The following is an 11,278-nucleotide window of genomic DNA, read 5'->3' on the forward strand; positions in this document are numbered from 1 at the left end:
GTGTCCGGCGGGCCCGGGCTGGTAGCGTGCCCGGTCTTCGACCGGAAGGGGCGGGCGTGCCCGAGATCGACAAGGTGGCCTGGGTCCTCATCGAGGACGGGCGGGTGCTGAGCACCCGGTCCGAGGGCAAGGACGTCTGGTATCTGCCCGGCGGCAAGCGGGAGCCGGGCGAGACCGACCTGGAGACCCTGCGCCGGGAGGTCGACGAGGAGTTGAGCGTCGACGTGGACGTCCGCGACGCGGTGCACCTGGGCACGTTCACCGCCCAGGCGCACGGCCACACGGGCGGCACCACAGTGCGGATGACCTGCTACCGGGCCGGATACCAGGGGCGGTTGCGCCCGGCCAGCGAGATCGCGGAGATGGGTTGGCTGGGGTACGCCGACCGGCACCGCACCTCGCCGGTCGACCAGATCATCTTCGATCACCTGCTGGCCGAGGGCCTGCTGCGCTGACGGCGCAGTTTGCCGACGCCGGCCGGGGGTAACCGCCCGGGCGTGACCGACGGCGACGGGTTTCCGTACTTCATCGACGCGGTGTCCCGGCGGTCCGGCCTGCCGGCCGAGCAGGCCGCCGCGCTCGCTCAGGCTGTCCTGCAGACGATGGCCGAACGGGTGACCGGCGGCGCGCCCGACGACCTGGTGGGGCACCTTCCGGACGACGTCGACGGCTACCTGGCCGGCCCCGGGCCGGACGTGGACGGGCTGGACGCCGGGCTGGGGCTCGATGCCGCCGCCGTTCCACCGCCCACGGACGCCGGTCCGGCGGAGTTCCTCAGCCGGGTGGGACAGCGCGCCGGGGTGGACCCGGCGACCGCGCGGGCCGGAACGGGTGCGGTCTTCGCGACCCTTCGTGAGGCGATGACCGTCCGGGAGTTCCGGGAGATGGTGGCGCGCCTGCCGCGCGACGACGGCCCGGCCCCACCCGGGCGGTAGCTTGCGGTCGATGGGCTGCTTACCGGTCGGCGGCGTCGGCCTCGGGCAGCTCATCGGGCTCGGTGACCCAGGCGGAGAAGACCGGCACCCCGTGCCACGGCCCGGTGACACCGTCCGCCCGGGTGTCGGTGGCGACGGCCACCACGGCGTACGGGTGACCGAACCGCAGCTCGGCGGTGCGGGCGACGCCCTCGGGCGGCAGGCTGACCAACCCGAACATGGCGGTCACCGCCGCCGCCTCGAAGCCGTACCGGCCGAACCGGGCCATCGCCGCCTGCCGCGCGTCGGAGGTCTCGATCGGTTGGCCCAGTGCCCTCGCCAGCATCGTCGACGCCGCCCCGAAGCCGAGCGCCGGTGCGGTCAGGTCATGGTCGCTGCGGGCGGACCAGCAGGGAAGGACGGCGTGGTGGCGCTCCTCCCGACCGTCGCGCGCTCGGGTCCGCACCCGCTCCTCGCTCAGCGTCCACAGGGGAGTCTCGCCGAGCGGCAGGTCGAACAGGGAACGGGCCCCGGCCGGTTGCGCGCCGTCGGCCGCGCCGACACTGAGGTCGTACGCGACGGCCAGCACCTCGCTCGGCGGCACCTGTGGGTCGGCGGCCACCGAGAGGACCACCAACCCGGCGCCGTCGGTCGTCTGGGCAGGGGCGGCGTGCACGATCACGTCACCGAGCAGCTCGGTGGACACGATGGCGCAGCGGTGGCCCTGGCTCGGGCTGCGCAGCGCCCGGCGCAGCCCGCGCGCCCACGGGCTGCCGGCACCGAGCGCGCGGGCGTCGGCGACGTCGAACGGTGTCGCCCAGGACACCCGGGTGGCCAGCGCGCTGGCCAGCGCGAAGACCACGTTCGGGTTGACCTTCAGCGGGAACGTGTCGATCAGGCCGTCGGTGTGCTCGCGCGCCCAGGCGTCCAGGCCGGCCTGATCGGGCAGCTCGCCGATCTCGGTCGTCCGGGGCAGCGCCGCCCGCCACCCGGCTGAGCCGCCGTTGCCCCGCCCCGACCGCTGCCAGAGCGCGGTGGCGGACCGGACCAGCGGATGCGGCGCGTCCAGCAGCGCGCGGGCGACCTCGGCGGCGCTGGCCAGATCGGTGCCCAGGGCGTGAGCCAACTCCTCGGCGGCCGGGTTGGCGGCACCGGGGCCCTCGCCGACCGGGTCCGCGGCGGCGGGACTGGAGCCGGCCGGCGCGGTGGCGCAGACCGCGAGCAGCAGCCAGGCCCCGAGCGGGGAGGCGACGTGGTGCCGGTCGCCGATCGTGGCGTGCAGCCGTGCGGCGTACGCGGAGAGCGGCCCGTGCAGATCGGTCGTCATGCCCCCACTCTGCCCGCCGACCCGGCTCACGACCACAGCTCGAACGGCTCGTCGATCTCCTCGCCGGCGAGGAAGGCGGTGATCAGTCGCGGGAGCTGCCCTGGGTAGAACCGCTGCGGGCTGGCGACCACCTCCGGCAGTGGCCACCAGCGAAAGCCGAAGTAGTCCTCCAGCTCGTAGTCGAGCCGGTGCGCCTCGTCCACGTCGGGTCCGGCCCCGGCGAGCCGCACGGTGACGACGACCTCGTCCTGGACGTGCCGCACCTGCCGGTGCAGGAAGCTCGCCCGTCGACGCCAGGTCGGTGCCCCCACCTGGTCGGCGGTGACGAGGATGCCGGTCTCCTCGTGCAGCTCCCGCACCGCCGTGTCGAGATAGGTCTCCCCGGGGTCCATGCCGCCGCCGGGCAACTCCCACCAGGTGCCCAGCCGGGGATGGTCGGGGTCGCGGGTGTGGAACAGCAGCACCCGGTCCAGGCTGTCGGTGACCACGACCCGCACCGCGCGTCGCTCCAGGATCGGCAGGTCGCGGGGCAGCTCGTCCATCGGGCCAGTCTGTCGCACCGCCCGCCGGCGCGGCGGGTAGGCTGCCCGCCGTGGCTGGTCTGTTGAGGAATGTCGCGGCTCGCATCTCCCGGGTGGGCGCGGTGATTCCGTCGCCTCGTCGCACCGGGCCGGCCCCCGCGCAGGTGGCCCGACGCCGCCAGGTGAGCGCGTTGCAGCGTCGGGAGCTGACCTACGCTCCGGAGCGCGACGGCCAGGCCGACCCGGGCGAGATCGTCTGGACCTGGGTGCCGTACGAGGACGATCCCGGCCAGGGCAAGGACCGGCCGGTGCTGGTCGTCGGGCGGCACAGCCGGACGCTGTTCGGGCTGATGCTGTCCAGTCAGAGTGAGCGGGACGGGCAGCGGCACTGGTTCGCGCTCGGCCCGGGCGAGTGGGACCGGGACAACCGGCCGAGCTGGGTCCGGTTGGACCGGGTGCTCACCATGCGCGAGGACAGCATCCGCCGCGAGGGCGCCGTGTTGGACCGGCCCCGGTTCGACCGGGTCGGGCAGGCGCTGCGCATGGGCTACGGCTGGCGCTGACCCGTGTCGTGGCGAGGCGTGGTCAGGCCGACTCGCGGCTCGGGCCGACCGCGGCACCCTTCGCGTCCGGCGGCGGGTACGGCCGGTCGGCGAGCAGCCGCGCCAGGTGCGCGGTGTTGAGCGCGAGGGCCTTCGTGGTGCGGCCGGTGGTGTCGGGCTTGGGGCCGGCGTCGCGGTAGTCCACCGTCTGGAGCGCCTCGCCGACCCAGTAGGTCGCGGCGGCGGCGGCGAGGGTGAACCCGACCTCGTTGAGCGCCTGCTGCACCTGGCCGATGGTGTGGTGTGCGCCGTCCTCGTTGCCGACGACGGCCACCCCGGCCACCTTGCCGTAGGTGAGGAGCCGGCCCTCGTCGTCGGTTTCGGAGAGTTCGGCGTCGAGACGTTCGAGGACCATCTTGCACACGCTGGATGGCTGACCGAGCCAGATCGGCGTGGCGATGATGAGCACCTGCGCCGCCAGCAGCTTGGCGCGGATCGCCGGCCAGCCGTCACCGTTGCCCTCGTCGGTGGAGACGCCGAAGCGCACGTCGTGGTCCACCACCCGGACCAGTTCGCCCTCCACGCCCTGAGCGGCCAATTCGTCGAGCACCTCCCGACCGAGCTGCTCGGAGCTGGACGCGCCCGGTGACGGCTTGAGGGTGCAGTTGAGAACGAGGGCGCGGATGGTCGCCACGTCGAGTTCCTTTCGGCAGTCAGATGGGCTTCCTTGCCGATACCCGGAGGGTGCCCGTATATTCAACCTGTCGGTTGATTACCCAGTTGGTTGAAAGCAGCAGATGACTACAGACCCCGTCAGCGCAGTGTTCGCCGCACTCGCTGATCCCACCCGTCGGGCCATCCTGGCCCGGCTCGCGACCGGCGACGCGACGGTCAACGAGCTGGCGGCGCCGTTCCCGGTCAGCCTCCAGGCGGTCTCGAAGCACCTCGCGGTGCTGGAGCGCGCCGGGCTGATCACGCGGACCCGGGAGGCGCAGTGGCGTCGGTGCCGGCTCGACCCGGCGCCGCTGCGGACGCTCGCCGAGTGGGTCGACCAGTACCGCCGCCTCTGGGACGAGCGTTACGACACCTTGGACGACTACCTACGCGCGCAGAAGGAGACCCGTCATGAACAAGCTCCCTGACCTCACGATCGACCTGCCGTCCGACCGGGAGGTCACCCTCACCCGGTCCTTCGACGCCCCACGCGAGCTGGTCTACGCCGCGCACACCCAGGCCGAGCACCTCAAGCACTGGTGGGGGCGGGGCAACCCGCTGGACGTCGAGATCGATTTCCGGGTGGGCGGCCACTACCGCTGTGTGGAGCATGCCCAGGACGGCAACGCCTACGCCTTCCGCGGTGAATACCGGGAGATCGTCGTGCCGGAGCGGATCGTGCAGACCTTCGAGTTCGAGGGCATGCCCGGCCACGTGGCGGTGGAGACGCTGGTCTTCACCGAGCAGGACGGGCGCACGACCATCACGAGCACCACCCGCTTCGACACGACCGCGGAGCGCGACGGCATGATCGACTCCGGGATGACCCAGGGGGCGGCCGAGTCGTACGCCGCGCTGGACCGGCACCTCGCCGCACTGCGCTGACCCCGCCCACGCCACGGTCAAGCGGTGGGCGGATGGCCCGCCCGGTGGCATGGTGTCCTCGTGACCGAGGACATCGCCCGGCAGGTGGCCCAGCAGGTTCATGCGTGCTTCGGTCAGCGCCTGTCCACACTGGAGCTGGTCACCCACGGTGCGGACCAGCACGCCCGGCTGTGGCTGGCCCGCACCGCCGACGGCTCCCGGTACGCGGTCAAACTCAGCGGCGGCGGCACTGCCGCCGGCCTGGTCGTGACGGCGTACCTGGCCGGCCGGGGGGTACCGGGCATCGCCGCGCCGGTGCCGGCCCGGGACGGGCGGCTGTCCGTCGAACACGACAACCACCGTCTCTCGGTCGTGCCCTGGGTCTCCGACCAGCGGGCGCTCGACGGCCCGATGACCGACGCGCACTGGCGCGCGTACGGCGAGGTGCTGGCCGCCGTGCACGCGGTGCCGGTGACCGACGAGGTGCGACGACTGTTGCCGGCGGGCGGGGCGGCGTACCCCTCGATCGTGGCCGGGACCCGCGCGGTGGCCGAGCGGCTGCGCGACCCGGACCCGGACGGCCTCGCCGGGCCGCTGGCCACGGAGATGGCGGGCGTGTGGTCCACGGTGGCCGACCGGGTGGGCTCACTGACCCGCGAGGTCGAACGCCTCGCCGTCGACCAGCGCGCCCGGCCCGGCTCGGGCGTCGTCTGCCACGGCGATCCGCACCTGGGCAATCTGCTGCTCGGCGCCGACGGGCAGGTCTGGCTGATCGACTGGGACGACGCGGTGCTCGCGCCGCCCGAGTGTGACCTGATGTTCGTCCTGGGCGGGGTGCTCGCCTTCGCGCCGATCAGCGCCCGCCAGCAGGAGGCGGTGCTCGCCGGCTACGGCCCGCTCGACATCGACCCGGCCCGCCTGGCGTGGTTCCTCGCGGTCCGCGCGCTCGACGACCTCAGCGACTGGACCCGCCAGGCGTTGGACCCGGACGCCGAGGCGGCCGACCGGGATCGGGCGGCAGGCATCGTGCGGGGGCTGGTGTCGCCGGTGGGTCTGGTCACCCTCGCCGACGCGGCACTGCGCGATCTCGACCGGCGGCGCTGAGCGGAAAATCGTGGTTCCGCGCACCCGCGAGCTGAACGGTCAGAGCTCGGTCAACCGAGCGCTGTCGACCAGTTGCCGGGGTGACCGCGCGCCGCCGAGGCTCTTCGCCTGGTACATGGCGGCGTCGGCGCGGCTGAGCGCGTCGGTGAGCTGCGCCGGGCCGCTCACCGGGGCGAGCCCGACGGACGCGGTGACCCGGACGCTGCACCCGTTCAGCCGGATCGGCGCGGCGACGGTCTCGGCGAGTCGGCGGGTGGAGTGCTCGATCCAGCGCCGGTCGACGGTGGGGCTGGCCAGCAGCCCGGCGAACTCGTCGCCGCCCAGGCGCGCGACGAGGTTGTCCCCGGCGAAACCGGCGAGTCGGTCGGCCACACTGATCAGCACCTGGTCGCCGGCGGCGTGCCCGTAGCGGTCGTTGATCTGCTTGAAGTCGTCCAGGTCGAGCACCACCGCGATCAACGGCTGGCCGGCCGCGTCGGTGAGCAGGGTGGCCGCCAGACGGTAGAAGGCGCGCCGGTTGGGCAGCCCGGTGAGTGGGTCGTGACTCGCGGCGTGCCGCTCGGCGGCGAGCTCGGCCTGGAGGTGATCGATCTCGGCCTCGGCGCGCACCGCCCGGCGGCGTAGTTGCCAGGAGGAGAGCAGGGCGCCGGCCGCGCAGATCCCGGAGGCGACACTCATCGGATCCGGCACGAACCCTCCCATCCCCGCGACCGCCTCCAACGCTCGGTCGACGCGTCACGCCGCGTCGGGCCCACTTTTGCCTGATGGTTGCCCCTGTGGGGGTAACTCAACGTGAACGGATGGGCACCGATCATGTGCGTTATCATGCTCGCCGTCCGGTGCAGATGCAATAGCAGATGCACGTGCAGAACCGTCCGATGTCGATACCGCACCCCCTCGCCGTCACCGCTCCTCCCACGGCCACCGGCGGGCTCGTGAGCAGAAAGACGCCTTCATGCATCAGCCACCCAATGGCGTACCGATCCACCAGTTGCCCCCGCTGAGCTGGCAGAAGAGCCGCCGCAGCAACCCCAGCGGCAATTGCGTCGAACTCGCCGAGCTGCCCGAGGGAGCGGGCATCGCGGTCCGCAACTCACGGCACCCGGAGGGTCCGGCGCTGATCTACACAGTGGACGAGATCGCCGCCTTCGTGCTCGGAGCGCGCGACGGGGATTTCGACCACCTCATCAACTGACCGTCCCGAGTGGGATCGTCCCGGCGACGGGACTGAATCACCGGTGCGGAGGAGTACATCTCACTATCGGTCCATGGCATGCTTACACGTCGGCCGGGCCAGGTACCCGGTCACGGGGGTTGGTGTCCGGAGGTCCGCACGTGACGATGGTTCCCGCCGAGGGTGGCCCGACAACCGGGCCGACCGTGCTGCGTATGCTGCTCGGCGCCCAGTTGCGCCGCCTTCGGGAGTCCAGCGGGGTGACCCGGGAGGGCGCCGGCTGGGAGATCCGCTCCTCCGAATCGAAGATCAGTCGGATGGAGCTGGGTCGGGTCGGCTTCAAGGAGCGCGACGTCTCCGACCTGCTCACCCTCTACGGCGTCACCGCGGAGCACGAGCGTGACGCGCTGCTCAAGCTCGCCCGCGACGCCAACAGCCCCGGCTGGTGGCACCGCTACGGCGACGTGCTGCCGACCTGGTTCCAGTCGTACCTGGGCCTGGAGGCCGCGGCCGCGCTGATCCGCACCTACGAGGTGCAGTTCGTCCCCGGCCTGTTGCAGACCGGGGACTACGCCCGCGCTGTCGTGCTGCTCGGGCACGGCGCGGCTGGTCCGGCCGAGATCGACCGCCGCGTCGCTCTGCGGATGCAGCGTCAGCAGTTGCTCCGCCGGGAGAACCCACCGCAGCTCTGGGCCGTGGTGGACGAGGCGGCCCTGCGGCGCCCGATCGGTGGCCCCGCCGTCATGCGTGGCCAGCTCACCGCGCTCATCGAGGCGACCAAGTCGCCCAACATCCGGCTCCAGGTCATCCCGTTCGCCGCCGGTGGCCACGCCGCCGCCGGGGGCGCCTTCACCATCCTGCGCTTCGGCGACCAGGAGCTGCCCGACATCGTCTACATCGAACAGCTCACCAGTGCCATCTACCTCGACAAGCGTGACGACCTGGACTACTACGCGGTGGCCATGGAACGACTCTGCGTCGAGGCCGAGCCGCCGGAGCGTACGCCGGACATTCTCGGCCGGTTGCTGGACGACCTCTACCCGGCGTGACCGCCGCCCGGGCGGCTCGGGGCGGTGGGGCCGGGGCGGCGTGGCTCGGGGCGGTGGGGCTGGTGGCTCGGGGCGGTGCGGGGCCCTCGGGTGGCACTAGCATGGTCGACGACCGGCGACAGTGGACGGACGCCACCGCGGAGGCAGGCATGACCACCGAGACCTCGGGCACGACGGCTGGCTCGCCGAGCGACCGGATCGACACCACGGTGGCCCACCCCGCCCGCCGCTACAACTACTGGCTCGGCGGCAAGGACAACTTCCAGGCCGACCGGGATTCCGGCGACACGATGGCGGCAGCCTTCCCGACGATCCGCACGGCCGCCCTGGAGAACCGCCGTTTCCTCCAGCGGGCCGTGGGCTTCCTGACCCGCGAGGCCGGCATCCGGCAGTTCCTCGACATCGGCACCGGCATCCCGACCGCCGACAACACCCACGAGGTCGCCCAGGCCATCGCGCCGGAGTCCCGGGTGGTCTACGTCGACAACGACCCGATCGTGCTGGCCCACGCCCGCGCGCTCTTGACCAGCTCGCCGCAGGGCGCCACCGCCTACATCGACGCCGACCTGCGCGACCCGGAGCGGATCCTCGCCCACCCGGAGCTGCGGCGCACCATCGACCTGTCCCAGCCGGTCGCCCTCATGCTGGTGGCGGTCCTGCACTTCGTGCCCGACGGCGACGACCCGTACGCGTTGGTGCGACACCTCCTCGACGCGCTGCCGGCGGGCAGCTGGCTGGCTGCCTCGCACGCCACGCACGAGTACCTTCCGCCGGCGGTCGCCGAGCAGGCCCGGGCGGCGGCCAAGGGTGGCGGCCCACACGGGCTGATCAACCTGCGCACCCGGGACGAATTCACCCGCTTCTTCACCGACCTCGACGTGGTGGAGCCGGGCATCACCTCGGTCGCCGAGTGGCGGGCGGAGAACGAGCCGCAGCCGCGCCCGTCGGTGGTCGAGGTGAGCATGTACGGCGGCGTCGCCCACCTGGGCTGACCTGACCGGTCGGCGTTCCCGCCCGCGTGGGCTGACCTCACCGGTCGGCGTTCCCGCCTGGGCTGTCCTGACCGGTCGGCGTTCCCGCCCGCGTGGGCTGACCTGACCGGTCGGCGTTCCCGCCCGGTGCGCCGGGCGCGCCGTCCTTGTCGTATTGACCGACGCCGACTGGTCGGGCTAGTCTCTGTATCGATACAGACTGGATCGATGCAGAGAGGCGCCGGTGAAACCAACACTGCAAGCCGTGGCCGACGCCGTCGGCGTCTCCCGCAGCACCGTGTCCAACGCCTACAGCCGCCCCGACCAGCTCTCCGCAACCCTGCGTGAGCGGATCCTGGAGGCCGCCCGGCAACTCGGGTACCCCGGCCCCAACCCCACCGCGCGCTCCCTGCGCCGGGGCTTCGTCGGGTCGATCGGAGTGCTGTTCACCTCGCAACTGTCGTACGCCTTCACCGACCCGTTCGCGGTGCGCTTCCTCGCCGGGGTCGGTGGGGCGGCCGAGCGGCACGGCACGAGCATGCTGCTGGTGCCGCTGCCGCCGGCCGTGACCGACGCCCGACGGGCAGTGGAAAATGCCGCGGTCGACGGGTTCTGCGTCTACTGCGTCGCCGACGAGGAATGGGCGTTGGACGTCATCCGCCAACGCGGGCTGCCGTTCGTCAGCACGGCCCCCCGCGACAACGCCAGCGCCGACGAACGGTTCGTCGGCATCGACGAGCGGGCCGCCGCGCACAGTGCCGCCGCGCACGTCGCCGGGCTCGGCCACCGTCGGGTGGCGCTGCTGGCCGACTCCGTGCTGCCCGACGCGCCGGCCGGCCCCCTCACCCTGGCCGCGGTCGACCAGGTGCCACACCCGACCACCCGAGGTCGGCTCACCGGGTTCGCCGACGCCTTCGCCGAGGTCGGCGTCGGCTGGGCCGAGCTGACCCTGGTCAACGTCCCCGGCAACAGCCGCCCGGCAGCAGCCGCGGCCATCGCCGGGCTGTTCGACCAACCCGCACCGCCGACCGCCGTGCTGGCCGGCTCCGACGTCCTCGCGCTCGGTGTGCTGGACGCCCTGGCCGCGCGGCCCGCGCATGATCGTCCAACCGTCTCGGTGACCGGCTTCGACGACGTCCCCGAGGCCGCCGCGGCCGGCCTCACCACCGTCCGGCAGCCGGCCGAGGAGAAGGGCCGGATCGCCGCCGAGCTGCTGCTCGACCCGCCCGCGGACGCCGCGGCCGGTCATGTGTTGCTGCCCACCGCACTCGTCGTCCGGGCCTCCACCGGACCTGTCCCGAGGAGTTGACCATGGAACTTCCCACCGGATACGTCACCGCGCTCGACGCCATGAACCGCCACGTCAACTCGGCCCGACCGGACGCCCCGGTCCAGGTCGAACACCCCCGCCGGGCCCTGCTCACCCCGACCCGGCAGGCCACCGCCCTCGCCCTGCGCCGGCTCGCCGACCGCATCCAGCCGCGGCCGCTGCCCGCCACCCCCCGCTGTTCCTGACCCGCAGGAAACCCATTCTGGTACGCACGGGACGAACAGTGTGGGCCCGGACACGGAGGGTGGTCGAGTCGGGCGCGGCCAGGCAGACTGGTGAAGCCATGTCACCCTTCATGCCCACCCTCCGTCTCCACGACCGCTACGTACTGCACGAGCGGATCGGTCTCGGCGGCATGTCCGAGGTGTGGCGGGCCGACGACGACGTGCTCGGCCGGCCGGTCGCCATCAAGGTCCTCGCCGGGCAGCTCGCCGCCGACCCGCAACTGCGGGCCACCATCCAGCGCGAGGCCCGTGCGGCCGCCCGGTTGACCCACCCACACGTGACCCAGGTGTACGACTACGCCGAGGCGACCCTGACCGGCGGTGTCGTCGTCCCGTACCTGGTGATGGAGCTCGTCGACGGCCACAACCTGGCCGACCGACTGCGGACCGGGCCGCTGCCCTGGCCGGAGGCGGTCCGGGTGGCCGGGCAGATCGCCGCCGCGCTGGCCGCCGCGCACCGCATCGGCGTCGTGCACCGCGACGTCAAGCCCGGCAACGTCATGCTGACCGACACCGGCGCCAAGGTGCTCGACTTCGGCATCGC

General features: G+C 72.9%; 16 protein-coding genes. 12 read left to right on the forward strand and 4 right to left on the reverse strand.

Annotated elements, in window-relative coordinates:
* Positions 1-56: 56 nt before the first annotated feature.
* Both LADH09A_RS11605 and LADH09A_RS11610 read left to right on the forward strand, forming a co-directional pair.
* The gene (locus LADH09A_RS11605) at positions 57-455 is read left to right on the forward strand and encodes an NUDIX hydrolase (protein ID WP_238644895.1); all 399 of its coding nucleotides are present in this window, start codon (positions 57-59) and stop codon (positions 453-455) included.
* Between the two features lie 42 nt (positions 456-497).
* Positions 498-935, forward strand: coding sequence for a DUF2267 domain-containing protein (locus tag LADH09A_RS11610; RefSeq protein ID WP_238644896.1), 438 nt, complete (start codon positions 498-500; stop codon positions 933-935).
* A gap of 19 nt (positions 936-954) precedes the next feature.
* Here the strand turns inward: LADH09A_RS11610 and LADH09A_RS11615 are convergent, their stop codons facing one another.
* Together LADH09A_RS11615 and LADH09A_RS11620 are read right to left on the reverse strand one after the other, a co-directional pair.
* A complete protein-coding gene (locus LADH09A_RS11615; protein WP_238644897.1) occupies positions 955-2,241 on the reverse strand; it encodes a serpin family protein in 1,287 nt (428 codons plus the stop codon).
* Positions 2,242-2,267: 26 nt separating this feature from the next.
* Positions 2,268-2,783 (reverse strand): NUDIX hydrolase, encoded by a 516-nt coding sequence (locus tag LADH09A_RS11620; protein ID WP_238644898.1) that lies wholly within the window; start codon positions 2,781-2,783, stop codon positions 2,268-2,270.
* A 50-nt stretch (positions 2,784-2,833) separates the two neighbouring features.
* Between LADH09A_RS11620 and LADH09A_RS11625 the strand changes: the two genes are divergently transcribed.
* Positions 2,834-3,325 carry a type II toxin-antitoxin system PemK/MazF family toxin gene (locus LADH09A_RS11625; protein ID WP_238644899.1) on the forward strand — a complete coding sequence of 164 codons (492 nt, stop codon included), beginning with the start codon at positions 2,834-2,836 and terminating at the stop codon, positions 3,323-3,325.
* A gap of 22 nt (positions 3,326-3,347) precedes the next feature.
* Here LADH09A_RS11625 and LADH09A_RS11630 read toward each other — a convergent pair whose 3' ends face one another.
* Entirely contained in the window at positions 3,348-3,998 is a 651-nt protein-coding gene (locus LADH09A_RS11630) for a flavodoxin family protein (protein WP_238644900.1), read from the reverse strand.
* A 103-nt stretch (positions 3,999-4,101) separates the two neighbouring features.
* Here LADH09A_RS11630 and LADH09A_RS11635 point away from each other — a divergent pair, with 103 nt between their 5' ends.
* Genes LADH09A_RS11635 through LADH09A_RS11645 form a run of 3 tightly spaced genes read left to right on the forward strand, consistent with a single transcriptional unit; the run spans position 4,102 to position 5,986 of the window.
* Positions 4,102-4,446, forward strand: a complete 345-nt coding sequence (locus LADH09A_RS11635; protein WP_238644901.1) for an ArsR/SmtB family transcription factor — start codon at positions 4,102-4,104, stop codon at positions 4,444-4,446.
* Positions 4,430-4,903, forward strand: a complete 474-nt coding sequence (locus LADH09A_RS11640) for an SRPBCC family protein (protein WP_238644902.1) — start codon at positions 4,430-4,432, stop codon at positions 4,901-4,903. The genes LADH09A_RS11635 and LADH09A_RS11640 overlap by 17 nt, the downstream gene beginning before the upstream one ends.
* A 60-nt stretch (positions 4,904-4,963) precedes the next feature.
* Positions 4,964-5,986, forward strand: coding sequence for a phosphotransferase enzyme family protein (locus tag LADH09A_RS11645; protein WP_238644903.1), 1,023 nt, complete (start codon positions 4,964-4,966; stop codon positions 5,984-5,986).
* A 39-nt stretch (positions 5,987-6,025) separates the two neighbouring features.
* On the opposite strand, the gene LADH09A_RS11650 is transcribed toward LADH09A_RS11645, so the two are convergent.
* Positions 6,026-6,676: a GGDEF domain-containing protein gene (locus tag LADH09A_RS11650; protein ID WP_238644904.1), complete on the reverse strand. Its 651-nt coding sequence runs from the start codon at positions 6,674-6,676 to the stop codon at positions 6,026-6,028.
* A 265-nt stretch (positions 6,677-6,941) separates the two neighbouring features.
* Between LADH09A_RS11650 and LADH09A_RS11655 the strand changes: the two genes are divergently transcribed.
* From LADH09A_RS11655 to LADH09A_RS11680, 6 genes are all read left to right on the forward strand, one after another.
* A complete protein-coding gene (locus LADH09A_RS11655; protein WP_238644905.1) occupies positions 6,942-7,181 on the forward strand; it encodes a DUF397 domain-containing protein in 240 nt (79 codons plus the stop codon).
* Positions 7,182-7,327: 146 nt separating this feature from the next.
* On the forward strand, positions 7,328-8,209 hold the full coding sequence (locus tag LADH09A_RS11660; protein WP_274529391.1) for a Sco1979 family transcriptional regulator: 882 nt from the start codon (positions 7,328-7,330) through the stop codon (positions 8,207-8,209).
* Between the two features lie 149 nt (positions 8,210-8,358).
* On the forward strand, positions 8,359-9,201 hold the full coding sequence (locus tag LADH09A_RS11665) for an SAM-dependent methyltransferase (RefSeq protein WP_238644907.1): 843 nt from the start codon (positions 8,359-8,361) through the stop codon (positions 9,199-9,201).
* 244 nt (positions 9,202-9,445) lie between these two features.
* Positions 9,446-10,489, forward strand: coding sequence for a LacI family DNA-binding transcriptional regulator (locus LADH09A_RS11670; protein ID WP_238644908.1), 1,044 nt, complete (start codon positions 9,446-9,448; stop codon positions 10,487-10,489).
* Between the two features lie 2 nt (positions 10,490-10,491).
* Positions 10,492-10,695 (forward strand): pyroglutamyl-peptidase I, encoded by a 204-nt coding sequence (locus tag LADH09A_RS11675; protein ID WP_238644909.1) that lies wholly within the window; start codon positions 10,492-10,494, stop codon positions 10,693-10,695.
* 98 nt (positions 10,696-10,793) lie between these two features.
* A partial coding sequence (locus LADH09A_RS11680; RefSeq protein ID WP_238644910.1) for a serine/threonine-protein kinase occupies positions 10,794-11,278 on the forward strand: 485 nt, incomplete at its 3' end.

This window comes from Micromonospora cabrerizensis (assembly GCF_022230955.1).
GTDB lineage: Bacteria > Actinomycetota > Actinomycetes > Mycobacteriales > Micromonosporaceae > Micromonospora > Micromonospora cabrerizensis.